16 protein-coding genes and 1 tRNA gene are annotated in these 23,823 nt (G+C 57.7%); 11 read left to right on the forward strand and 6 right to left on the reverse strand.

The genetic code is table 11. From position 1 onward, the window contains the following. The first annotated feature begins 9 nt into the window (after window positions 1-9). From mauD to ACDI13_RS12000, 8 genes are all read left to right on the forward strand, one after another. On the forward strand, window positions 10-651 hold the full coding sequence (gene mauD, locus ACDI13_RS11965) for a methylamine dehydrogenase accessory protein MauD (RefSeq protein ID WP_316990486.1): 642 nt from the start codon (window positions 10-12) through the stop codon (window positions 649-651). Further along, window positions 635-1,183, forward strand: coding sequence for an aralkylamine dehydrogenase light chain (locus ACDI13_RS11970; RefSeq protein WP_021447059.1), 549 nt, complete (start codon window positions 635-637; stop codon window positions 1,181-1,183). Before mauD ends, ACDI13_RS11970 begins: the two co-directional genes overlap by 17 nt. A 143-nt stretch (window positions 1,184-1,326) precedes the next feature. Next, on the forward strand, window positions 1,327-1,827 hold the full coding sequence (locus ACDI13_RS11975) for a cytochrome C (protein WP_316989604.1): 501 nt from the start codon (window positions 1,327-1,329) through the stop codon (window positions 1,825-1,827). Window positions 1,828-1,945: 118 nt separating this feature from the next. Continuing rightward, window positions 1,946-2,896 (forward strand): helix-turn-helix domain-containing protein, encoded by a 951-nt coding sequence (locus ACDI13_RS11980; RefSeq protein ID WP_316989603.1) that lies wholly within the window; start codon window positions 1,946-1,948, stop codon window positions 2,894-2,896. Between the two features lie 116 nt (window positions 2,897-3,012). Further along, window positions 3,013-3,816: a hypothetical protein gene (locus tag ACDI13_RS11985; protein WP_316989602.1), complete on the forward strand. Its 804-nt coding sequence runs from the start codon at window positions 3,013-3,015 to the stop codon at window positions 3,814-3,816. Window positions 3,817-3,847: 31 nt separating this feature from the next. Beyond that, window positions 3,848-4,924, forward strand: coding sequence for a uroporphyrinogen decarboxylase (gene hemE, locus ACDI13_RS11990; protein ID WP_026484067.1), 1,077 nt, complete (start codon window positions 3,848-3,850; stop codon window positions 4,922-4,924). 285 nt (window positions 4,925-5,209) lie between these two features. Next, window positions 5,210-7,303 (forward strand): primosomal protein N', encoded by a 2,094-nt coding sequence (locus tag ACDI13_RS11995; protein WP_316989601.1) that lies wholly within the window; start codon window positions 5,210-5,212, stop codon window positions 7,301-7,303. A gap of 264 nt (window positions 7,304-7,567) precedes the next feature. Continuing rightward, window positions 7,568-9,643: a UvrD-helicase domain-containing protein gene (locus ACDI13_RS12000; protein WP_316989600.1), complete on the forward strand. Its 2,076-nt coding sequence runs from the start codon at window positions 7,568-7,570 to the stop codon at window positions 9,641-9,643. Window positions 9,644-9,962: 319 nt separating this feature from the next. Here the strand turns inward: ACDI13_RS12000 and ACDI13_RS12005 are convergent, their stop codons facing one another. The 5 genes from ACDI13_RS12005 to ACDI13_RS12025 all read right to left on the reverse strand — a co-directional run bounded on the left by ACDI13_RS12005 (window position 9,963) and on the right by ACDI13_RS12025 (window position 19,133). Further along, window positions 9,963-10,199, reverse strand: a complete 237-nt coding sequence (locus ACDI13_RS12005) for a hypothetical protein (RefSeq protein ID WP_316989599.1) — start codon at window positions 10,197-10,199, stop codon at window positions 9,963-9,965. 745 nt (window positions 10,200-10,944) lie between these two features. Next, window positions 10,945-12,417 (reverse strand): glutamate synthase subunit beta, encoded by a 1,473-nt coding sequence (locus ACDI13_RS12010; RefSeq protein ID WP_316989598.1) that lies wholly within the window; start codon window positions 12,415-12,417, stop codon window positions 10,945-10,947. Window positions 12,418-12,450: 33 nt separating this feature from the next. Then, complete coding sequence (locus tag ACDI13_RS12015; RefSeq protein ID WP_316990602.1) at window positions 12,451-17,184, reverse strand: glutamate synthase-related protein; 4,734 nt, start codon at window positions 17,182-17,184, stop codon at window positions 12,451-12,453. A 220-nt stretch (window positions 17,185-17,404) separates the two neighbouring features. Further along, complete coding sequence (locus ACDI13_RS12020; protein ID WP_316990603.1) at window positions 17,405-18,148, reverse strand: enoyl-CoA hydratase-related protein; 744 nt, start codon at window positions 18,146-18,148, stop codon at window positions 17,405-17,407. Window positions 18,149-18,161: 13 nt separating this feature from the next. After that, window positions 18,162-19,133 carry a nitronate monooxygenase family protein gene (locus ACDI13_RS12025; protein WP_316990604.1) on the reverse strand — a complete coding sequence of 324 codons (972 nt, stop codon included), beginning with the start codon at window positions 19,131-19,133 and terminating at the stop codon, window positions 18,162-18,164. Between the two features lie 245 nt (window positions 19,134-19,378). On the opposite strand from ACDI13_RS12025, the gene ACDI13_RS12030 reads away from it, so the two are divergent. Then, complete coding sequence (locus tag ACDI13_RS12030) at window positions 19,379-20,611, forward strand: CaiB/BaiF CoA-transferase family protein (RefSeq protein WP_316990605.1); 1,233 nt, start codon at window positions 19,379-19,381, stop codon at window positions 20,609-20,611. Between the two features lie 31 nt (window positions 20,612-20,642). Further along, window positions 20,643-22,178 (forward strand): 3-hydroxyacyl-CoA dehydrogenase, encoded by a 1,536-nt coding sequence (locus tag ACDI13_RS12035; RefSeq protein ID WP_316990606.1) that lies wholly within the window; start codon window positions 20,643-20,645, stop codon window positions 22,176-22,178. A gap of 252 nt (window positions 22,179-22,430) precedes the next feature. Here ACDI13_RS12035 and ACDI13_RS12040 read toward each other — a convergent pair whose 3' ends face one another. Then, window positions 22,431-23,318, reverse strand: a complete 888-nt coding sequence (locus ACDI13_RS12040; RefSeq protein ID WP_316990607.1) for a c-type cytochrome — start codon at window positions 23,316-23,318, stop codon at window positions 22,431-22,433. A 243-nt stretch (window positions 23,319-23,561) separates the two neighbouring features. Here ACDI13_RS12040 and ACDI13_RS12045 point away from each other — a divergent pair. Beyond that, a tRNA-Arg gene (locus tag ACDI13_RS12045) sits at window positions 23,562-23,636 on the forward strand. Window positions 23,637-23,823 lie beyond the last annotated feature (187 nt).

Raw genomic sequence — 23,823 nt, forward strand, 5'->3', positions numbered from 1 at the left:
GAGACCTCAATGACTGCTTTACTGATTTCCAACGTGATTTTATGGGTAATCGTACTGGCCCTGGTGGTGCTGGTACTGGCCCTCTCACGCCAAATAGGCGTGTTGTACGAACGGGTTGCCCCCATGGGCGCTTTGACTATGGATAAAGGTCCGCAAGTGGGTGATGCCGCTCCCGTCATGGAATTGCAGGACCTGCGCGGTCGTGCCCTTACCGTGGGCGTGGCTGGCCCGCGCAGCCAGTTGATTTTCTTCATGTCGCCCACCTGCCCGGTGTGCAAGAAGCTCTTGCCGATTCTGAAGTCCATCCAGGGCTCGGAAGGTCAGTGGGTTGATATTGTGCTGGCCAGTGATGGCGAGATGCCCGAGCACCTGGCCTTCTACCAGAAAGCACAACTGGACGCCTTTCCCTACGTTTTGTCCACGCAGTTGGGCATGGGCTTTCAGATCAGCAAACTGCCTTACGCCGTCCTGATCGACGAGAACGGTGTGGTGCGCGGCAAGGGTCTGGTCAATTCGCGTGAACAGTTGGAAAGCCTGTTTACCGCCAAAGACCTGGGCGTGGCCTCGGCGCAAGAATACTTGGCCGGTGACTCGGGCATGAAGCAAGTGCAGGTATCACGAAAGGAGAACGTCAATGCGTTGGCTGGATAAATTTGGGGAGAGCCTCTCCCGTTCGGTGGCCCACAAGACTTCGCGTCGCAGCGTGCTGCGCTCGGTGGGCAAATTAATGGTCGGTTCGGCCTTTGTGTTGCCCGTATTGCCGGTGGCTCGCGCCGCCGGTGGTGGTGGCAGCAGCAGTGGTGCCGATCACATCAGTCTGAATCCCGATCTGGCGAATGAAGACGAAGTGAACTCCTGCGACTACTGGCGTCATTGTGCGGTGGACGGGTTCCTGTGCTCTTGCTGCGGCGGCACAACCACCACCTGCCCGCCGGGCTCGACGCCCTCGCCCATCTCGTGGATTGGTACCTGCCATAACCCGCATGATGGCAAGGACTACCTGATCAGCTACCACGACTGCTGCGGCAAGACCGCGTGTGGCCGCTGCCAGTGCAACACGCAGACCCGTGAGCGTCCTGGTTACGAGTTCTTCCTGCACAATGACGTGAACTGGTGCATGGCGAACGAGAACAGCACCTTCCATTGCACGACATCGGTACTGGTTGGCTTGGCTAAAAACTAAAAAAGGCCCGCCGGGCTGTCAGGCATGCACGCGGGAAGAACGGTCCTTGGGACGCCAGTTCTCTCCTGCATAGGCAGCCCCCAGGGTTTGAACAAGGTGCCGGGCGGCCAGGATGGCGTTCGGTCACTCAAGGAGGAAACACTGTGTGGACATCGTTGCGCCTGGCCTGTTTGGGCGCCGTACTCCTGGCGTTTACGCCCTGGGCCCATGCCCAGGAAGAGATGGCCGGAACGGGCGATTACCTGCAAAGCTCCCAGGCTTTTAAAGACTATATGCTGCAATGTGCTGGCTGCCATCGCTACGATGGCCAGGGCCTGACACACCGTGGTATCCCCGATTTCAACCAGTCCATCGGCTTGTTTACCCGTTTGCCGGCGGGACGGGACTACATGATTCGGGTGCCTGGTGCTGCGCAGTCGCAGCTGGACAATGCGGATCTGGCCCGTGTGCTGAACTGGATTGTGGCCAAGTTCAGCCCAGAAGAAATGACACCCGATTACCGACCCTTTACCTCGGCCGAGGTAGGGGCGGCACGTCGTCACCGTTTTGATGATGTGCTCAAGGCGCGTACGGCGTTAACCGCCAAGATGAACAGCATGGGTCTGGAACCTGCTCCTTACCTGTATGGCTCTATGGAACGCTGATACAGCGGGTTAACGACCGTAGACGCTTGAATCTTTTAGGGCTATAAGAAAAGGGAGGTATGTGATGCCTCCCATCCCGATCAATAGCGTTGGCCGCAAGGGCCCTCAGGCAATGTCTATGTTATTGCGCACTCCCTCTGCTTCTTTCAAGAGCCTGGCTGCTTGGCAGGAAGTGGTGTGCGCGTACTTCGTGCCCTTGGAGGTTCAGCCAGACTCGCGCCGTGGTTTCTCCAACTGGGCGGCAACGGATCGCATGGGTTCGGTCGATGTCATGGAGCTGTGTACCAGTGCGCAGCGCGTGCGGCGTACTCAGGCTTTAGCCAGCCGTTCCGAACAGGCGCTGTACAAGGTCACCTTGCAGATCAGTGGCAGCAGTCAGATTCAGCAGGATAATCGCAGCGGGATCTTGCATGCCGGGCAGTGGGGCATTTATGACACGACCCGCCCTTATGAAGTGGCTGTGCAGGATCAATCCCATTTTCTGGTCTTGCAGTTCGAGGAAGAGCGTTTGCTACCTTGGCTGCCCTGGTTAAGCGATGCGGTGGCCCGCTCGTTCTCGGCCACGACAGGTCCGGCCCGTATCGCTATGGACATGCTGCGTCTGGGCTTGCAGGAACGCGGGCACTTGTCGCCCTCGGCCTTGAGTGAACTGTCCCAAACCGTCATTCGCATGATGGCCCTGAGCCTGGCCGATGGACGTCCGGCGACGACCGAGTCCGCTCTGGACGAAGTGCGGCGTGGACAACTGCTGCAAATTCAGCAATATGTGCAGGATCATCTGGGCGATGCGGGTCTGAATGCCCAGTCCCTGGCGCTGCAATTTCGCATTTCACGCCGTTACCTCTACAAGTTGTTCGAGCTGTGCGGGCAAGCGCCGGCCGACTATATTATGGCCGCCCGCCTGGAGCGCGCCTGTCAATTATTAGTGGATGGCAGACCCGGTCGGCAGATCAGTGAACTGGCCTGGCAAATGGGTTTTTCTGACGCGGCCGTGTTCAGCCACGCCTTCCGGCGACGCTATGGCGTGTCGCCCAGCGAATGGCGTCGCAGCCGCATTGGCAGTGATTAAGTACAGCTACGTAGACGCAATTCCGACTTATCGCAAACGGGTCTGATTTCTATCCTAGAAGCTCATGGTTTTTTGGGTGGCCGACGCGGCCAGCCCGGCTTCTCAAGGACAGTCTTATGCGCCTACACCTCGATTGTGCTTTGTTGCATACCCAGCCTCAATGGGCTCAGAACTTGCTGGCTATCATCCCACCGTGCGAGCGTTTGCAACTGCAAACTTTGCAGGCTCCGCCGCCAGCCCATCCTGATCAGGAATATTTGTTTTTGCGCCGTTCGGCTGCGTTGTTACTGCGCTTTGACGCCTGTCTGATTCCTGTTGAAGCCACCACCCTGATCCAGGTGCGTCGGGCCTTGTCGGCGGCTCAGGGTCATTTGCCGGTGCCGGTCTTTGGTTTGCTGCGGGGTGCCATCAAGGCCGCTGCCCTGACAGACCTTCTGGAGCTGGGCCTGGCAGACTACGTACGCGAGCCTTTATGCCTGGACGATTTGCGTGCCCGCATTAATCGTCAGCGTTTGCAGACGTCTTCCCACGCTTTGAATGAACCGGGGCTGTCGGGTCGGATACACTATAGGGCGCAGGAAAACCAGGATCTGGTCCTGTACCCCGGCCCAACGGAGCAGCGCCTGTCGCAAACGATCTTGCAACAGGAGGGGACAACGCTGGAAGCCTATGCCGCTGCGGTAGCCTCACGCTATGCCAGCAGCCAGGAGTCTTTCAAAGTAGCCAAGGGACGGATAGTGGCCCGCTTCGAGCAGGCTTATATCCATGCCGCCCTTGATCGCCATAGCGGCAATATCGCCATGGCGGCCCGCTCCGCGCAAAAGCACCGGCGTGCTTTCTGGGCACTGATGCGCAAACACCATATCGATGCAGCGCGCTTTCGATCCGCGTCAAGCCCAGACGACGAACACGATGGTTAAAATTAACAGGCATTTTTCAATAGGGATTGCCGTGTCTTTACCTCAATTAAAAAACGATGTCTTCCTGCGCTCGCTGTTGCGCGAACCTGTGCCTTACACCCCCATCTGGCTGATGCGTCAGGCCGGGCGTTATTTGCCTGAGTACAATGCCACCCGTGCCCAGGCTGGCTCTTTCATGCAACTGGCCCAGAATCCCGAGTTTGCCTGCGAAGTAACCCTGCAACCCCTGCGTCGTTTCGATCTGGATGCGGCCATTCTGTTCTCGGACATCCTGACCGTGCCCCATGCCATGGGCCTGGGTCTGGATTTCGTCGCTGGTGAAGGCCCGCGTTTTGCCCGTCCTGTACGTAACGAAGCCGATGTCATGGCGCTGGAAGCGCCGGACATGTCCAAGCTGCAATACGTGTTCGACGCTGTCTCGCTGATCCGCAAGGAGCTGGACGGCAAAGTACCGCTGATCGGCTTTGCCGGCAGCCCCTGGACCATCGCCTGCTACATGGTGGAAGGTCAGGGCTCGGACGACTACCGTCTGGTGAAAAGCATGATGTATCAGCGTCCGGATCTGATGCACCGCATGCTGGAAATCAACGCCCAAACCACTTGCGACTACCTGAACAATCAAATCCGTGCCGGTGCACAGGCTGTGATGCTGTTCGACAGTTGGGGCGGCGTTCTGTCCGACTCCCTGTTCCAGGAGTTCTCCCTGGCTTACACCCGTAAAGTGGTCGACGGATTGATCCGCGAACATGACGGCAAGCGCGTCCCTGTCATTGTCTTTACCAAAGGCGGCGGCATGTGGCTGGAAGATATTGCGGGTTGTGGCGCCGATGCCATGGGTGTGGACTGGACCGTAAACCTGTCTCGTGCGCGCGCTCGTATCGGAGACAAGCTGGCTCTGCAAGGCAATCTGGACCCCATGACCATGTTCGGTGGCGAAGAAGCCATCCGCCGTGAAGCCCGTCGTGTTATTGACGACTTCGGCCCCGTGGGTCAGGGGGGCCACGTGTTCAACTTTGGTCACGGTATTTCGCGTTTCACCGATCCGGAAGCCGTGGGCATTCTGGTCGATGAAGTGCATTCCTACAGCCGTCGTCACCACAGCGTTTGATAGCCTTTGCGCATGGGCTGTCGCAGCTTGTGCGCAAAGTTATGCACACTGATAGGGCTGGGTTTGAGGTCTTTATATTTAAGGTTTAATTTCAATACCCAGTTTTAATTATTTGATTTCTCTGAACTTTATTCTCATTCCAGAGATATTGAAAATTAAATTGTATCCGTGCTTGCTTCTTTGTATTTTTTGTTCATGCCATTTTCCCCAAAGTTATCCACAGGCTGCTAAGCTCTTGACTTATCAGGCTTTCAGCCAGGCCAGCCCTTTATTGAACCACCACCCATGACTGCCACCCCTGACGCTCTTTCTGCATCGGCAAGCACCGGACCTTTTTGGTTGCATGTGGCTTTGGACGTCCCCCTGGATGGGGTGTTTGATTATCAGCACCACGAACCTGTTCTGGTCGGGCAGCGTGTCATTGTGCATTTTGGGCGGCGGCAGATGATAGGGGTGGTGGTGGCCTTGCCGGAACAACCTTCCTACCCGCCCGAGCAGGTCAAGCCAATTGATCAGTTGCTGGATGACTTGCCTCCTTTTCCGGAAGACTGGTTGCGGATGGCGCGCTTTGCGTCTACCTATTACCACCGCCCGCTGGGCGAGGTCATGATGCCATCCCTGCCGGGGCCCTTGCGTAAACCCTCTGCCTATTTGGGCAAGCGTTCCGCAGGTGGTCCGGTACTGCGCATGGCCAAGCGCAAGGAAAAGAAGGTGGAGCCGGTGGACAGCGATGTCCTGCCCGTGCTCAATGCCGAACAGCAGGCTGCGGTAGGTGGCGTTATGGCGGCCAAACCCGGTAGCTGCCTATTGCTGCATGGCGTAACGGGTAGCGGGAAAACCGAAGTCTATATGCGGGTTCTGGAGCAAGTGCTAGCCGCTGGTCGGCAGGTTCTGTTCATGGTCCCCGAAATCAATCTGACCCCTCAGTTCGAGCAGGTCCTGCGCGCCCGCTTGGCGCGCGTCCTGCCGGGCGATGTGCTGGCCGTCCTGCATAGCGGCCTGTCCGAAGGTGAGCGGCTGCGCTCCTGGTTGCGCGTCAACAGTGGTCAGGCCCGCATTTTGCTGGGAACACGGCTGTCCATTTTTACCCCCATGCCCGAGCTGGGCCTGATTATTGTGGACGAGGAGCACGACGCTTCTTACAAGCAACAGGATGGTTTGCGCTACTCCGCTAGGGACTTGGCGGTGTGGCGTGGCTACGATCTGAAAGTGCCGGTGGTGCTGGGTTCAGCCACCCCGTCGCTGGAAAGCTGGAATCATGCTCGGCAAGGGCGCTATAGCCTGTTGAGCCTGCCCAAGCGGGCGCGAGAGGTTTCCTTGCCGCGAGTGCGTCTGGTCGATACCCGTCATTTGCGCCTGGAGTCGGGCTTTTCTCCTCAATTGCTGGATGCGCTGGAAGCATGCCTGGACCGTGGCGAACAGTCGCTGGTTTTCATCAACCGGCGTGGCTACGCGCCTGTGTTGCACTGTGCCTCTTGTGGCTGGTTGTCCCAATGTCCGCGCTGTACGGTTTACACCGTGCTGCACCGGCAAAATGGCTTCAAGCACAATTTGCAGTGTCACCACTGCGGCTATCAGGCCCCCGTGCCGCGTGCATGCCCGGATTGTGGCGATCAGGACTTGCAGCCCATGGGCCGGGGTACTCAGCGTATTGAAGAGTTTCTGAGTGAGCGTTTTCCCAATGCCCGTCTGGTGCGTATCGACGCGGACAGCACCCGCTTGAAGGGCAGTGCGCAGCAATTGTTCGAGCAGGTGCATGCGGGCGAAGTGGACATCATGGTGGGCACCCAGATGGTGGCCAAAGGCCACGACTTCATACGCCTGAGCGTCGTGGGGGTGCTCAATGCCGATGCCACCTTGTTTGCCCATGACTTCCGGGCGCCTGAGCGCCTGTTTGCTCAGTTGATGCAGGTGGCTGGTCGGGCCGGTCGCCATACCGAAGGGGCGGATGTCATTATCCAGACGGGCTACCCGGAGCAGGCCGTTTACCAAAGCCTGATCAAGCACGATTACATAGGCTTTGCCCAAAGCGCCTTGAACGAGCGCGAGTCGGTAGGTTTACCCCCTTTTGCCTATCAGGTGCTCCTGTCTGCCGAAGCGCCACAATTGGCCGATGCCATTCGCTTGTTAACCCAGGCACGTCGTTTGCCTGAGGAATATCCGAATGAATTTCCGGGCGTGGATCAGGTTTTCCTGTACGATCCGGTGCCTTTACGTGTTTTGCGCGTCGCCAAAATCGAGCGTGCTCAACTGTTGCTGGAAAGCGCCCATCGTCCGGCCTTGCAAGCCTTTGTGCGCTATTGGGGACCACAGGTTGCACAATTGGCCAAGCAGCATAAAGTGCGCATTACGATCGAGGTCGACCCCCTCGAGATTTAAGATTCCACAGCTTCATGTGCGTACAGAGACAGTAGCGGCGTCCCGGGTACAGCAGGGTGTATCCTTGTGCGCTATGCAGCTATGAGCCAAGAGGCAGGAAGTGATAAGGCTGTGGCGCGATGTTGTTGCCCTGCCGCTGTCTTTCTGAGCCAGCCTATCGTTTTGCATCAAACCTTACTCGGCTTGGCCGGGATGTCACGTTTAGCTCCGCTTGTTGTTTGGCTTTGAACCTCGTTTTCTTGCCTGGTATTCACTGATTTCACCATGTCCACCTTCGTTACTACCCCCGGCCATACCGTCCCCACCGACCTGAACGCCATGCAGCGTCAGGCCGTGTTGTATATGGACGGACCTTGTCTGGTGCTGGCTGGGGCGGGCAGTGGCAAGACACGGGTGATCACGCAGAAAATCGCTTATTTGCTGCGCGAATGTGGGTACACGGGGCGGCAAGTGGTGGCGCTTACCTTTACCAATAAGGCCGCCCGTGAAATGAACGAGCGGATTCGCGCCCTGGTAGATCCCAAACTGCTGCGAGGGCTGACCGTCAGTACCTTCCACTCTCTGGGGCTGCGCATGTTGCGTGAAGAGGCGCAGCACGTGGGCTTGAAGCCGCGCTTTTCCATTCTGGATTCCAATGATGCGCTGGCCATTATTCAGGAGCTGCTGGCCACGACAGATAAAGGCCGTCTGAAGTCCGTCCAGCAGGAAATCTCCTTGTGGAAAAACGCCCTGATGGGGCCGGATGAGGCTGAGCGCGCTGCGAACTCGCCCAGTCAGATTGAAGCCGCCCGTATTTACCGTGATTATGCGGCAACCTTGATTGCCTATCAGTCGGTCGATTTTGATGATCTGATTCGTCTACCTGCACAGTTGATGCAGGACAATCAGGAAGTGCGTGAGCGTTGGCAGCGTCGGGTGCAGTATCTGTTGGTGGACGAGTATCAGGACACCAATCTTTGTCAGTATCAGTTGGTGCGCTCTCTGACCGGCCAGCGCAATATGTTCACGGTGGTGGGGGACGATGATCAGGCGATCTATGCCTGGCGGGGTGCCACCGTGGAGAATCTGGCGCAGTTACCTAAAGATTATCCCGACCTGAAAGTTGTCAAGCTGGAGCAGAACTATCGCTCGGTGCAGCGCATCTTGCAGGCTGCCAATAATGTCATTGGCAATAATCCGGTCGTGTTCGGTAAAAAGCTCTGGTCTGACCTGGGCTTTGGTGAGCCCATCCAGGTTCATGTGACGGACGATGAGCAAAATGAGGCAGACTCGGTTGCCATGCGCATATCGGCAGAACGCTTTGAGCGTCAGGCCGAGTGGCGTGACTTTGCTGTCTTGTACCGGGGCAATCATCAGGCCCGTATTTTTGAGCAGGCGCTGCGTAATCTTCGCATTCCCTACACCATCTCGGGTGGGCAGAGTTTTTTTGACAAGGCCGAGATTCGTGACATCCTGTCTTACTTGCGTGTCGTTGCGAACGATGATGATGATCCGGCATTTATTCGTGCTGCCACCACGCCAAGGCGTGGTATTGGGCAGGCTACCTTGCAGGTGCTCGGGCAGTTCGCAGCAGAACATAAGCTGTCCCTGTTCTCTGCTGTGTCCCAGATTGCACTGACGGATCGCCTGCCCGAGCGTCAGTTGGAGCCTTTACGTGTTTTTGCGCAGTTTATAGGGCGCATCCAGGAACGGGCGGACCGGGTAGAAAGCGATCAGGAAGGGCATGAAACGGCTGTCAGCGAATTGCTGGATGAGCTGCTGCGGGCAATTGATTACGAACACTATCTCTACGATATGTTCGATGAACGCCCCGCGCAGACCCGTTGGGAAAACGTGTTGGAGTTGATTACCTGGCTGAAATCCAAAGCAGCAGATGATGGCTTGAGCTTGAACGATCTGGTGCAGCGAGTCGCCCTCATCACCATGCTGGAGCGTGGTGAAGATGAAGACCCAGATGCGGTCAAGCTATCCACGCTACATGCCTCCAAAGGTTTGGAGTATCCGCATGTGTTTTTGGTCGGGGTGGAAGAGGGGCTGCTGCCTCACATCGGGCGCGATGACGAAGATATTGATCCAGATAAAGAGGCCGATATTCTGGCCCAGCGCATTCAGGAAGAGCGGCGTCTGATGTATGTGGGTATTACCCGTGCTCAACGCAGCTTGCGCTTGAGCTGGTGCAAGAAGCGCCGGCGCGCACGCGAAAACCTGGTACGGGAGCGGTCGCGCTTTATTGATGAGATGAAGATTGAAGACCCTGGTGCTCAGGAGGATCCGACGCAGGCGGCCTTAAGTCCCAAGCAGCGGCTGGATATGCTGAAGAACTTGTTGAATAAGTCTTGAGCGGTTTTCATTGCCCGTAGGTGATTGCGGGGGCTCTACCTATGTTCTTAAGCTGCGCAGGTCTGCAGGCTAGTTTGTGCTGACCTTTTCTCTGTCTGCATGGGCGGCACAAAGAATCTGTTGCCAAGACGGTCTTGAGCTTGCAGTAGGGGAGCGGTGGATGCTGATGCTTGCTTCGCCAAGGACGCTATTTACGCATCAAGGTGCAGCATCGACATTTTGTATTGGTAAACGCAGAAAAAACAAAAGCCTGCTAAATCAGCAGGCTTTTCAACATCAAGCGGTGTTTTGCTTGAGCGTTACGACGGTGATGCGTGGCTTACCAGTAGCTGGCCGACATGCGCGAATCGCGGATGCGGGCTTCGTTCAGAGCCTGGGTCAGTGTGACCATGTACTTGAACACCACGTTTGCGGCTTTTGAAACTTGTTTGGCCGCTGCTTTGGTCAGTGCAGTTAAAGACACGGATTCACCATTTTCCAGGGCATGCTGCATTACCCCACGCTCAACAGCATCACTCCAGTGGATGTAGTGCGAGTAAGTGGTCATGGTAGACATTTGCTTTCCCTTTAAGGTGAAGGTCTAAGTTACGAATCCTCATTATAGGGTTTTCCCTAGTCGAAAATCAAGGGTAAACCCTAGTAATTGGGGTGGGGTGTCGCTTTTAAGGGAAAACCCTAGAGATATGGGGAATGTTTTTGGAATCAGAGAGTTAGGATGGCTTGGTTTGGGCTGGTTTGGGCTGGTTTGGCTTTCTTGCAACAGCCTTTGCTGGCGGGGGCGGGGCCGGAGCGGAAGCTTGCCGGTGCTGCGCACCGGTACCCTTGTCTGAACCTGTCGTAGGGCGCACCTTGAACTCGTTCGGTGGTTTGTCCCCTGGACAACCCACAAGCGCCGAACTCAAACAGCAAGGTGCTTGCATCCCTACGACCGCCCCAGACGGCGGCAAGCTCCCTGAATGCTCCAACCCCTCCCCTGCCAGCAAGGGCTTCAGAATGGTGGTAGCTAGTAGTCAATCGGTCTGGTTGTTTGCTGGCTGTGTCTCAGTATTGGAAAAAAGGCTGGTGCTTGTGGAGGGACCGCCCGTAGGCTAGTTGCAGACAGCAGACAGCAGACAGCAGACAGCAGACAGCAGACAGCAGACAGCAGACAGCAGACAGCAGACAGCAGACAGCAGGCAATAAATAGCGAATAAGGGCTTAAAAAAGTATCAGAGGCCCGGAAGGGGCAGTGTTCCCTCAAAGACAAACAGCCAGCCGTTTATCGCGGCTGGCTGTTTGTCTATTGGTACGGCCAAGAGGACTTAGCGGGGAAGCGTCGAACTCCCCATCAGGAACTCGTCTACGGAACGGGCGCACTGACGGCCTTCGCGGATGGCCCAGACGATCAGGGACTGGCCGCGTCGCATGTCTCCGGCGGCGAAGACTTTGGCTCGGCTGGTCTGGTAGTCATCCGTGTTGGCCGCGACGTTGCCGCGCTGGTCGGCGTCTACGGCAAAGGCGTCCAGAACTTGGCGAACGGGGGCTGTAAAGCCCATGGCCAGCAGCACCAGGTCGGCAGGGAAGGTCATTTCGGAGCCGGCGATGGGCGTCATGCTCATGCGGCCTGTCGCAGGATCGGTTTTCCATTCCACGCGCACGGCGCGCAGTTCTTTGACTTGTCCGTTCTTGCCTTCCAACTCTACGGTGTTGATCGCCCAGTCGCGCTCGCAGCCTTCTTCGTGCGAGGACGAGGTGCGCAGTTTCATGGGCCAGTAGGGCCAGGTCAGCTCCGTGTTTTCCTGCTCGGGCGGGCGGGGCATCAGTTCAAATTGCGTGACTGATTTGGCGCCTTGGCGTGTGCTGGTGCCCACGCAGTCCGAGCCGGTGTCACCGCCGCCAATCACTACGACATGCTTGCCTTGGGCGCTGATGGCGGGGGTGCCACGTGAACCGGCCACTTGCTGGTTCTGGATGCGCAGGAAGTCCATGGCGGGATATACGCCTTGCAGTTGGCTACCGGGGGCGTCCAGCAGGCGAGGGGTTTCGGAGCCGCCAGCCAGGATAATGGCGTCGAACTGTAGTTCCAGTTCGTCAGGCGATAACAGGGTTAGTCCCGGCTCCTGAGCGGCTTGGTCCTGCGCCTGGCCAATATAGGTAGAGGGGCAAAACTGCACGCCCTCGGCCTGCATTTGTGCGATACGGCGATCCAACAGATGCTTTTCCAGCTTGAAGTCGGGGATGCCGTAGCGCATCAGGCCACCAATACGGTCGCTTTTCTCGTATACGGTAACGTCGTGTCCAACGCGCGCCAATTGCTGGGCACAAGCCAATCCGGCAGGCCCGGAGCCGATAACAGCTACGCGTTTGCCCGTTTTGTGGGTAGGCACTTGTGGTACAACCCAGCCTTCTGCCCAGCCTTTGTCGATGATGGCGTGCTCGATGGATTTGATGCCTACGGGCGCACGGTCGATATTCAAGGTACAGGCTGCCTCGCAAGGTGCGGGGCAGATGCGACCGGTAATTTCCGGAAAGTTGTTGGTGGAGTGCAGCACGTCCAGGGCTTCTTTCCACTGTTGGCGGTAAACCAGATCATTCCAGTCGGGGATGATGTTGTTGACCGGGCAACCGTTGTGGCAGAAAGGGATGCCGCAGTCCATGCAGCGGGCGGCCTGTTGGCCGGCCTGCTCGTCATTTAATACCTGGACAAACTCTTTCCAGTGCTTGACCCGCTTTAAAGGAGCTTCTACGGCTTCCTGCAGACGTTGAAACTCAAGAAATCCAGTCGTCTTTCCCATGATGTGTCGTTTCCTGATGGTGATGGGAAGGGTTCAGGCCGAAGCCGAACGGCGGGTTTTACTGCTTTTGGGCGCGGCTTTGCTCGCTTGCGGGCCTTGCCACAGCTCGCTCAGTGCACGGCGGTACTCGCGTGGAATGACTTTGACGAATTGCGCCCGGGCGCTGTCCCAGTCTTTCAGTAGCTCGCGGGCCTGGAAGCTGCCCGTGGCCTTGAAGTGCTCCTGAACCAGGGTGTGCAAGATGGCTTCGTCGGTCTGGCGTTCGCCTCCGGCAGTACGGCTGTGCCATTGCGCCATGCTGCTGTTCATCTCTTGCTCGGCCTTGCTCAGCACAGGTTCCAGATCCACCATGCCAGGGTTGCAGCGCAGTTGCAGGCGACGTTGTGGGTCCCACACATAGGCCACGCCACCAGACATGCCGGCTGCAAAGTTGCGGCCCACTTCGCCCAGGACAACCACAGTACCGCCCGTCATGTATTCGCAACCATGATCGCCTACGCCTTCCACGACTGCACTGGCTCCGGAATTACGGACGGCAAAACGTTCACCGGCCACGCCGTTGAAATAGGCTGCACCTGCCAAGGCACCATAAAGCACGGTATTGCCCACGATGATGTGGTCCGGGCCGTAGCCACGGAAGTCGTTGGGTGAACGCACGATAATGCGGCCACCGGACAAACCTTTACCCACGTAATCATTGGCTTCGCCAACCAGGTCCAGGGTGATTCCCTGAGCCAGGAACGCGCCAAAGCTTTGGCCCGCCGTGCCTTTGCACTGAATGTGCAGACTGTCGTCAGGCAGGCCTTGATGGCCATATTTTTTGGTGAATACGCCCGAGAGCATGGCGCCGACACTGCGGTTGCGATTGCGTACGGGGGTGATGAAGGACAGCGGAGTGCCCTGGTTCAGGGTGACGGCGCTGCGCTCGATCAGTTGACGATCCAGGGTGTGATCCAGGTCATGATCCTGGGTTGCGATCTGGCGTGGCGACTCGTCGTTGTCAACTTTATGCAGCAAGCGCGAGAAGTCCAGACCCTGGGCTTTCCAGTGCTCGATACCACTGCGCATATCCAGCCAGTCGCTGCGGCCGATCAGATCGTCAAAGTGACGCACGCCCAACTTGGCCATCAGCTCACGCACTTCTTCTGCAACAAAGAAGAAGTAGTTCACAACGTGTTCGGGCTTGCCCTTGAACTTGCGGCGCAGCACGGGATCCTGGGTGGCAACACCAACGGGACAGGTGTTCAGGTGGCATTTGCGCATCATGATGCAGCCTTCCACGACCAGTGGGGCGGTGGCAAAGCCAAATTCATCGGCACCCAGCAAGGCACCGATCACGACATCGCGGCCAGTTTTCATCTGGCCATCGGCCTGTACGCGGATGCGGCTGCGCAAGCGGTTCAGCAACAGGGTTTGCTGGGTTTCAGCCAGGCCCAGTTCCCAGGGGGTGCCGGCATGCTTGATGGAGGACAGGGGCGAGGCGCCTGTACCGCCGTCGTGGCCGGCAATGACGAGGTGATCGGCCTTGGCTTTGGCAACACCGGCAGCCACAGTACCTACACCTACTTTGGATACCAGCTTGACGGAGATATCTGCCTGCGGGTTCACGTTCTTCAGGTCGTGAATCAGTTGAGCCAAATCCTCAATGGAGTAGATGTCGTGGTGGGGCGGGGGCGAAATCAGACCCACGCCAGGCACGGAGTACCGCAGCTTGGCGATGTACTCGGACACTTTATGACCGGGCAACTGGCCACCCTCGCCGGGCTTGGCACCTTGTGCCATCTTGATCTGGATTTGATCTGCACTGCACAGGTATTGGGCCGACACGCCAAAGCGGCCGGACGCAACCTGCTTGATGCGCGAGCGCAGCGAGTCGTTTTCTTGCAGGTCAATGTCGGCAAACACGCGATCCTGGCCCAAGACGCTGGCCAAGGTGTCACCCTGGCGGATGGCGCTTTTACCATGCTGCATTTCATGCTGATAGCGCAGCTCGTCCTCGCCACCTTCGCCGGTGTTGGACTTGCCTCCAATTCGGTTCATGGCCACGGCCAGTACGGCATGGGCCTCAGTCGAAATCGAACCCAGTGACATGGCGCCCGTTGCAAATCGTTTGACGATTTCGCTGGCTGGCTCCACTTCGTCCAGGGGAATGGCTTGGGCCGGGTCCAGACGCAGCTCGAACAAACCGCGCAGGGTCATGTGACGGCGGCTTTGTTCGTTGATGAGCTGGGCGTATTCCTTGTAGGTGCTGTAGTTCTGGCTGCGGGTGGCGTGTTGCAGCTTGGCAATGGAGTCGGCCGTCCACATATGGTCTTCGCCACGCACGCGCACGGCGTATTCGCCACCGGCGTCCAGATGGTTTTCCAGAACGGGATCTTTGCTGTAGGCGGCACGATGCTGGCGCAGTGCCTCTTCGGCTACGGTGAAGATATCAATGCCTTCCACCGGACAGGCAGTGCCCACAAAGTACTTGTCCACCAGCGAGCGCGACAGGCCGATGGTCTCGAAAATCTGCGCGCCGGTATAGGACATGTAGGTGGAGATGCCCATTTTGGACATGACTTTGTACAAGCCCTTGTTGATGGCCTTGATGTAGTAGCCCTCGGCCTGGGAGGCGTCGATCTGGTTGATGGGGTCCTGGGCCAGATGCTCCAGGCTTTCAAACGCCAGCCAGGGGTGCATGGCTTCGGCACCGTAGGCTCCCAGAAGCGCAAAGTGATGTACTTCGCGGGCCGAGCCGGTTTCCACGACCAGGCCGGTGCGGGTACGCAGACCGTTGCGGATCAGGTGCTGGTGGATGGCCGAGGTTGCCAGCAGGGCGGGAATGGCCACATGTTCGGCGTCACAATGACGATCAGTCAGGATCAGGATGTTGTAGCCATCGCGAACGGCATCCGCTGCGCGGGCGCACAGGGCGGCTACGCTGGCCTCAATGCCTTCCGGCCCCCAGGCGCTGGGGTAAACGATGTCCAGCTCCTGGCTGCGGAACTTGCCATTGCTGGCCGCTTCAATGCGCCGGATCTGGTTCATGTCAGCCGGACTTAATACTGGCTGGGAGACTTCCAGGCGCAGCGGCGGGTTGACGTTATTGATGTCCAGCAGATTGGGCTTAGGGCCAATAAAGGACACCAGCGACATCACCATCTGCTCGCGAATCGGGTCGATCGGCGGGTTGGTGACTTGGGCAAATAGTTGGCGAAAGTAGTTGTAGAAGGGTTTGGACTTGTTGGACAGCACGGCCAAAGGGGCGTCGTTACCCATGGAGCCGGTTGCCTCTTCGCCCTTGCTGGCCATGGGCTGCAAGACGACCTTGATGTCTTCCTGAGTCCAGCCAAAGGCTTGTTGCTGATCCAGCAGGTCACGGGTTGCCAATTGGGGTCGCACGCCGGGCACGTTGGGCAGGGAGTCCAGGCGCAAGCGCAGGCGTTCAATCCACTGCTTGTAGGGGTGGGTATTGGCCAGTTGTGACTTGATCTCGGCATCATCAATGATGCGGCCTTGCTCCAGGTCGATCAGCAGCATCTTGCCGGGCTGTAGACGCCATTTTTTGACAATGCGGTGCTCGGGAATAGGAAGCGTACCGGCTTCAGACGCCAGCACAATCATATCGTCGTCCGTGATGGCGTAGCGGGCCGGACGCAGGCCGTTACGATCCAGCAAAGCACCGATTTGAATGCCGTCGGTAAAGGCGACGGCAGCGGGGCCATCCCAGGGTTCCATCTGTGCCGCGTAGTACTCGTAGAAGGCGCGACGGCTTTCGTCCATCTCGGCATGCTGTTCCCAGGCCTCGGGCATCATGATCATCATGGCGTGAGGCAAGGAGTAGCCGGCCATCACCAGCAGTTCCAGACAGTTGTCGAAGGTGGCCGTATCGGACTGGCCTTCGTACACGATAGGGTAGAGTTTTTGCAGATCCGAGCCCAGCACAGCCGATTCCATGGCGCCTTCACGGGCACGCAGCCAGTTGAAGTTGCCCTGTACCGTGTTGATTTCGCCGTTGTGGGCGATCAGGCGGTAAGGGTGGGCCAGAGGCCAGGCGGGGAAGGTGTTGGTGGAAAATCGCTGGTGCACCAGAGCCAGGGCGGAACAGGCACGTGGGTCGGCCAGATCGCGGTAGTAGCGGCCAACCTGGTCCGCCAGCAGCAGACCTTTATAGACGATGGTACGCACGGAGGCCGAGGTTACAAAGTATTCCTGCCCGTGGGCCAGGTCCATGCGGTAGATGGCGTGGCTGGCGGTCTTGCGGATCACGTACAGCTTGCGCTCCAGCGCGTCGGGCACCATCACATCCGGGCCGCGGCCAATGAACAACTGGCGAATGACTGGCTCATTGGCCTTGACGGTGGGCGACATGGGCATGGTGCTGTCCACGGGCACGTCGCGCCAGCCCAGCATGTGCTGACCTTCGGCGCGTACTGCACGTTCCAGCTCCTGTTCACAGGCCAGACGGGACGCGGTTTCCTTGGGCAGAAACACCATGGCTACGCCGTACTCACCAGGGGGCGGCAGGGTTACGCCCTGAGCGGCCATTTCTTCGCGGTAAAGCTGGTCGGGAATCTGGATCAGAATGCCTGCACCGTCGCCCATCAAGGGGTCTGCGCCTACAGCGCCACGGTGATCGAGGTTTTCCAGGATTTTGAGGCCTTGGGTAATGATGGCGTGGCTCGCCTGGCCTTTGATGTGTGCGATAAATCCGACGCCGCAGGCGTCGTGTTCATTAGCGGGAAGGTACAAGCCTTGCGCTTGAGGGGGACAGGAGTGGGTCATGGGCGTATCCGCAAAGAACGTGTTAAAGCGGTGCATTTGTTGCAGCGCAAAAAATAAAATACAGCGATTTTTTTTTTATACGCAAGAATTTTTTTCGAATACAGCAAAAAAAAATTAGGGACCTGCTCTCACAGGCCCCTTATAACCCGTCTGAGTCGGGTGTAGTGTGGCAAGATCGCTGCACATGCCGGTTTGCGTAGAAATCAGGCCATCAGAGCGGCTATTTCTCGCTGCGGTTTTGGCTCATTTTCCCCAGAATTTGCAGGGCTTCGTCGCCTTCCAGTAGTTTGGAAAATAGCGTGCGCTCGCGCTCCAGGACTTCCAGCAAAATCTCGCGCTGGGGCTCACGGAGCAAACGCTTGCTGGTGCGCAAGGCAATGGGCGGCTGCTCGGACAGCGCGTGGGCGCAGGCACGGGCGGCTTCCAGGCTATTGCCGTGATCGGTCAGTTCAGTGAGCAGGCCGTCTTCCATGGCTTGCTCGGCGCTGAAGGCTTGTGACAGCAGTAGCCATTCGTTGGCACGGCGTGGCCCCACGTACTGCGCCAGCAGGTGGCTGGAGGCACCTTCCGGGCACAGGCCCAATGCGGTGAAGGGCATGCGCAAACGCGCGTCACGGGCCGCGTACACAAAGTCCGCATGCAGCAGCAAGGTCACGCCAATACCCACGGCGTGGCCTTCCACGGCCACGATCAATGGGATGTCGGCTTTGACCAGACTGCGCAGGAATTTGATCGGCGGCGGCATGTCGCTATTGCGCACAGCAGACAGCTCGGAAATGTCGTTGCCTGCACAGAAATGTTCGCCTGCGCCGGTCAGAATCAGGGCACGATATTTCTGGTTCTGATTGGCCTGGTCGATGATGTTGGCCAGTTCTTCGTACATGGGGCCAGTCAAGGCATTGCGTCGTTCCGGGCGATCCAGAATGACCTCCAGCCAATGACCTGCATCATGAGTCCGTATCATGGTGTGCTCCTGTTCAGGCGAAGGGGGAGGCCAGCAGTGCTGCCTTGGCTTCCTGATATTCACGATGTAAACGCGCAACGATATCGGCAGTAGGCTCTACCGAATCAATGCCACCAATGCCTTGGCCAGCACCCCAGATATCGCGCCAAGCCTTGCTCAAGCCCGAGCCAAAGGCGGTGTCGGCCGCTTTCTGGCTATCGAGCTTGTCCGGGTCCAGGCCGGCAGCACGGATACTGTCCTTCAGATAGTTGCCGGGGATGCCAGTAAACAGCGGGGTGTAGACAATATCGGCGGCACTACCCTTGACGATCATGTTTTTGTAATCGTCCGAGGCATTGGCTTCGGTACTGGCAATGAAGCGGGTGCCTATGTAGGCCATGTCGGCACCCATGGCCTGAGCGGCCAGAATGTCGCGGCCATGGCTCATGGCGCCTGACAGGGCAATCGGGCCATCAAAAATCTGACGGATTTCGTTGACCAGTACAAAGGGGCTCAAGGTACCGGCATGGCCGCCTGCCCCTGCGGCCACCACGATCAGGCCATCGACGCCGGCTTCCAAGGCTTTTTCGGCATGGCGCAAGGTGGTGACATCGTGGAATACTTTGCCGCCCCAGGCGTGCACGTGCGGCACAATATCCTGTGGGGCGCGCAGGCTGGTGATCACCAGTGGCACCTTATGGTCGGCGCACACCCGCAGATCCTGTTCCAGGCGGTCGTTGGACTGATGAATGATGTGATTGATGGCGTAGGGGGCGATGCGGCGCTCGGGATGGCGCTCGCGCAGTTCGGCCAGGGTGTCGTCGATCTGGTCCAACCAGTCTTTGAGCTTTTCCTGGGGGCGCGCGTTCAGAGCGGGGACGGAACCGATAATGCCGCTGGCGCATTGTGCAATTACCAGAGCCGGGTTCGAGACAATGAACATGGGTGCTGCCATCACAGGCAGGGTCATAGATTGATAAAGCTGCTGCGTTAATGCCGATGGCATAAGGTCGGTCTCCTATTATCGAAAGATGTGCCCCGCCTTTTGAAGGGGTGGGGTCCTGCAAGGAAGATCTGCCGCTGATAATCTATCGTCACCTATTCTAGGACGGTTTGTCGTTGCCCGGTCTGGTGCGTTGCACAAATTTCTCCGGGCCCGAAAATGACCATGGTTTGAGCACTTTTTCTGTCCGTAGACCGGACTAAGAAGACGTAGTGCACAATAAGCGACTTGAAGGATTTTTGTTTGCTATGACCACGACTGAACGAAAGGCGCCCTTGGCGGGATTGCGTGTTCTGGACTTGACGCGCGTGCTGGCCGGACCTTGGTGTACCCAAAACCTGGCTGATTTGGGGGCGGAGGTCATTAAGGTGGAACGTCCTGGGGCCGGAGACGATACCCGTGCTTGGGGCCCTCCCTATTTGCAGGATGGTCACAGGGCGGACACGGAAGATGCGGCCTATTTTGGGGCTGCCAACCGCAACAAAGAGTCCATCACCCTGGATATAGGCACTGCACAAGGCGCAGAGGTGGTGCGTCAGTTGGTCAGGCGCTGCGATATTCTGGTGGAAAATTTCAAGGTGGGTGGTTTGAAAAAGTACGGGCTGGATTACGACAGCCTGCAAACCATTAATCCAGCCCTGATTTACTGTTCGATTACCGGATTTGGCCAGAGTGGCCCCTATGCAAGTCGGCCAGGATATGACTTCATGATCCAGGGGCTGGGGGGCTTGATGTCTCTGACCGGGGAACCCGATGGCGAACCGCAAAAAGCGGGTGTGGCCGTGGCTGATGTCATGACAGGCATGTATGCCACGGTGGCCGTATTGGCCGCGGTGGTAGAACGCCATCGTAGTGGCCTGGGCCAGCATCTGGATATTGCCTTGCTGGATTGCCAGGTGGCCATGATGGCCAATCAGAACATGAATTACTTGTGTACCGGTCAGGCTCCGCAGCGTCCCGGCAATGCACATCAGAATCTGGTGCCTTATCAGGTCTTTGAGGCCAGTGACGGGCATTTGATTGTGGCGGTGGGTAACGATGCTCAGTTTCGCAGTTTTGCGCAGGAGCTGGGTCACCCCGAGTGGGCGGATGATCCCCGTTTTGCGCGCAATGCCGGACGCGTCATGCACAGGGACGAGCTGGTGCCCCTGCTGGCGCAGGTCATGTTGAGCCGGACGCGTGATAGCTGGTTGCAGGCGCTGGAAGCCGTGGGTATTCCAGCCGGGCCTATTAATACGATGGAGCAGGTTTATCAGGACCCGCAGGTGTTGGTGCGTGGTTTGCGGCTGGACTTGCCGACCGGGCAGGGTGGCAGTGTGCCTTCGGTGGCCAGCCCTTTGCGTTTGTCGGCTACGCCGGTGCAGTATCGCAGCGCGCCCCCACGTCTGGGAGAGCACACCCGCGAGGTCCTGGCACGAGTGCTGGAGCTGTCGCCCGATCAGGTCGAGACCCTGGTGTCCGGCTTTGTTGAACAGGCTTAATTTTTATTGCTTTTCGATCAGGTTGTGAATCATGAAACAGATACAAACCATTGCTATTGTTGGCGCAGGTGCTATGGGGCGGGGCATTGCCCAGATTGCCGCTCAGGCAGGCAAGCAGGTCTTGCTCTATGACCTGAATGCAGACTCGGTCAAGGCGGCGTTGGCGGACGTACACGCCGTCTGGAACCGTTTGCAGGACAAAGGCCGCATGACGGCTGAACAGGTGGATGCGGCCAAAGCGTGCTTGCAAACCGCCAGCGATCTGCCAGCCTTGGCCCCTGCCGATCTGGTAGTGGAAGCTATTGTGGAGCGCCTGGACGTTAAACAAGGCTTGCTGCAAGAGTTGGAAGAGATTGTGTCGGCTGATTGTGTGTTGGCCTCCAATACCTCTTCACTGTCCATTACCGCCATTGCTCAAGCTTGCCGCCACCCCGAGCGCGTGGCTGGCTATCACTTCTTCAACCCCGTACCGCTGATGAAAGTGGTCGAGGTTATTGATGGCTTGCGCACATCGCCCGAAGTGGGTGATGCTCTGATGCAAGTGTCGCGCGATATGGGCCACACGCCTGTGCGCGCCAAGGATATGCCTGGCTTTATCGTGAACCACGCCGGTCGTGGCATGAACATCGAGGGCCTGAAAATCGCCCAGGAATGCGTGGCGCCTTTCTATCAGATCGACGCTATCATGCGCGAGCAGGCCGGTTTCCGCATGGGCCCCTTTGAACTGCTGGATCTGACTGCGCTGGATGTGTCCCATCCGGTGATGGAATCCATTTACCGTCAGTTCTACGACGAGCCGCGCTTCCGTCCTTCGCCCATCACGGCGGTACGCCACGCCGGTAAATTGTTTGGCCGCAAGAACGGCGAAGGCTTCTACCAGTATGAAGATGGCAAGAAACAGGTTCCGCAAGAGCCAACTGTTCCTGTTGTCACCTCCTTTGCGCCTGTGTGGGTTTCGCCTTATCACGAGCAAGGTCAGGCTCGTGCTCTGCAATTGCTGAATGAACTGGAGGTGAAAGTGGTGGAAGGCGACCAGCCGCCTGCTGATGCGCTGATTCTGTTGACGCCTTACGGTGAAGACGTGGCGACTTTGGTGTCCCTGCATGGCCTGGACCCTGCCCGTACCGTGGCGCTGGATACCTTGTTCGGTCTGGAAAAAGGCCGCCGCCGCGTGCTGATGTGTTCGGCTGCAACCACACCCGAATGGCGTGACCAGGCCTGGGCCATGCTGGCCAGCGATGGTACGGCGGTTAGCGTGATCGAAGACTCTGCTGGTTTTGTGGCCCAGCGTCTGGTGGCCACCATTGTGAACATTGCCAGCGATATCGCTCAGCAGCAGATTGCGACACCGTCCGACATTGACGCTGCGGTGCGTCTGGGTCTGGGTTACCCGCACAATGGCCCGCTGTCCATGGGTGATGCCGTGGGCTCGCGTGATTTGCTGGATGTCTTGAACACCCTGCAAGCTGTCACCGGCGATATGCGTTATCGCGCCAGCCCCTGGCTGCAACGCCGTGTTCAACTGGGTATGTCCTTGACGGCATTGGCTCAGTGCAAGGCGCAGTAAGGCGTTTCAGTTTGCAGTCCTGGGCGCTTTATGAGGCCTCATAGAGTGTTCTAGAGGCAGAGCCATCAACAAGGCGATGAGTAAGCCTGAATTCGGGATGTCACCGGACTCAGGCTTTTTTTATCGGCGGAAGGGGCTGTTTCTGTATCGCTTCTTTGTCGACAGGTCCAGGCAAAGAAAAAGCCCAATGAATGTTCATTGGGCTTTTTGTATTCGCAGGCCCTGTGCCAGGACAGAGCCTTGGTGCAAGGCTTACTTGGCGGCGTTAACCATGTGTTGGATAGCAGCACGGATTTCGTCGTCAGAGGCTTGCGAACCGCCGCGTGGAGGCATGGCGCCGACACCGTGGATCGCTTTTTGAAGCATGGTATCCATACCGGACTCGATATAGGGCTTCCAGGCAGCCTGATCGCCAAACTTGGGCGCACCGGCGACACCGGCTGCATGACAGGCAAAGCAAATGGTGTCGTACAGTTTGATGCCTGCTGGGTCGACTTTGCTGTCGTCAGCGGCTGCCGTTTGTGTGGCGGCAGGGGCTTCCGTGGCAGGGGCCTCGGCGGATTGAGTATCTGCAGCCGCGGCTTCAGGTTTGACGTCAGCTTCTTCACCTTCCGGGGCAGGCGCTTCGGGCTCTTTGAAGTCTGCGCCAGCTGCATTGGCCATGTAAACAACGGCACGGGCCACTTCGATATCGTCCAGCGATGGGTTGCCGCCCTTGGCAGGCATGCCTCGAATGCCGTGAATGGCGTTCTTGATCAGCTCGTCCTGGCCCTGTTTGAGTAGTTCGCCCCAGGCAGCTTCGTCGCCAAACTTGGGCGCACCGGCCACACCGGTGCCGTGACAGGCGGTACAGGTGGTTTCGTACACTTGCTGGCCCGTCTTCAGTTCTTTAACGGCATTGACGTCAACCAGTTTGAAACCGGCAACCGGTTGAATGCGGGCAGCGATGGCTTCAGGGGAAAGGGCGGCGGAGCCAGCACCTGCACCCATGGTGGAGGTAACCAGACTGACCAGCATGACAATAATCGCGATGGGCACCAAGAAAGCCAGAGCCACGGTCACAAGCAATTGTTTAGGGGTTTTGATCATGGCTGAGTGACCCTCGTTGTGTTCTTCGGGTTTTTGTTCCGTGTTGCTCATTATCGGATCCTGCGAGTTCGTACAAGAAATGACGGGAGGGCCTTTGACGGCCACCAATAAAGGCTTGCGCCTACCTAATGGGTGTGCGCAAGGACGTGTCTACCAAGCCACCGACCCAGATCGCGCAACCATGGATTATAGCGGAGTGTATCGCTCTTGTATCTGACTCTTGATTTGGCATACTCATAATTGCCCAATAGATGCTGAAAAAAACTCCAAACTCGCGCTACAATAGTGAGCTTGGCGTCCGTAGTTCAATGGATAGAATTAGGGTTTCCGAAGCCCTCGATACAGGTTCGATTCCTGTCGGACGCGCCAGAATTCCTTGTTTATACGGCTCTTTAGGGCCGTGCTTCAAGGGCTGGTGTGAATTTCCAGTTATAACGCGTCATATTGCAAGCAGCCGTGGGCTGCTTTTTTTGTGTCCGCTGTTTGCCTAAAGAGGGTTCCAAGAGAGATTCGGATGAAGTCGGCTAACTATTGATTTCGATCATTTGGCCTGGGA

This window comes from Alcaligenes faecalis (assembly GCF_041521385.1).
Classification (GTDB): Bacteria; Pseudomonadota; Gammaproteobacteria; order Burkholderiales; family Burkholderiaceae_B; genus Alcaligenes; species Alcaligenes faecalis_E.

What these genes read in the sequence shown, in the direction of transcription:
- mauD (WP_316990486.1), top strand. Translation starts at nt 10, where the DNA reads ATGACTGCTTTACTGATTTCCAACGTGATTTTATGGGTAATCGTACTG.
- ACDI13_RS11970 (WP_021447059.1), top strand. Translation starts at nt 635, where the DNA reads ATGCGTTGGCTGGATAAATTTGGGGAGAGCCTCTCCCGTTCGGTGGCC.
- ACDI13_RS11980 (WP_316989603.1), top strand. Translation starts at nt 1,946, where the DNA reads ATGTTATTGCGCACTCCCTCTGCTTCTTTCAAGAGCCTGGCTGCTTGG.
- ACDI13_RS11985 (WP_316989602.1), top strand. Translation starts at nt 3,013, where the DNA reads ATGCGCCTACACCTCGATTGTGCTTTGTTGCATACCCAGCCTCAATGG.
- ACDI13_RS11995 (WP_316989601.1), top strand. Translation starts at nt 5,210, where the DNA reads ATGACTGCCACCCCTGACGCTCTTTCTGCATCGGCAAGCACCGGACCT.
- ACDI13_RS12000 (WP_316989600.1), top strand. Translation starts at nt 7,568, where the DNA reads ATGTCCACCTTCGTTACTACCCCCGGCCATACCGTCCCCACCGACCTG.
- ACDI13_RS12005 (WP_316989599.1), bottom strand. Translation starts at nt 10,199, where the DNA reads ATGTCTACCATGACCACTTACTCGCACTACATCCACTGGAGTGATGCT.
- ACDI13_RS12010 (WP_316989598.1), bottom strand. Translation starts at nt 12,417, where the DNA reads ATGGGAAAGACGACTGGATTTCTTGAGTTTCAACGTCTGCAGGAAGCC.
- ACDI13_RS12015 (WP_316990602.1), bottom strand. Translation starts at nt 17,184, where the DNA reads ATGACCCACTCCTGTCCCCCTCAAGCGCAAGGCTTGTACCTTCCCGCT.
- ACDI13_RS12020 (WP_316990603.1), bottom strand. Translation starts at nt 18,148, where the DNA reads ATGATACGGACTCATGATGCAGGTCATTGGCTGGAGGTCATTCTGGAT.
- ACDI13_RS12025 (WP_316990604.1), bottom strand. Translation starts at nt 19,133, where the DNA reads ATGCCATCGGCATTAACGCAGCAGCTTTATCAATCTATGACCCTGCCT.
- ACDI13_RS12030 (WP_316990605.1), top strand. Translation starts at nt 19,379, where the DNA reads ATGACCACGACTGAACGAAAGGCGCCCTTGGCGGGATTGCGTGTTCTG.
- ACDI13_RS12035 (WP_316990606.1), top strand. Translation starts at nt 20,643, where the DNA reads ATGAAACAGATACAAACCATTGCTATTGTTGGCGCAGGTGCTATGGGG.
- ACDI13_RS12040 (WP_316990607.1), bottom strand. Translation starts at nt 23,318, where the DNA reads ATGAGCAACACGGAACAAAAACCCGAAGAACACAACGAGGGTCACTCA.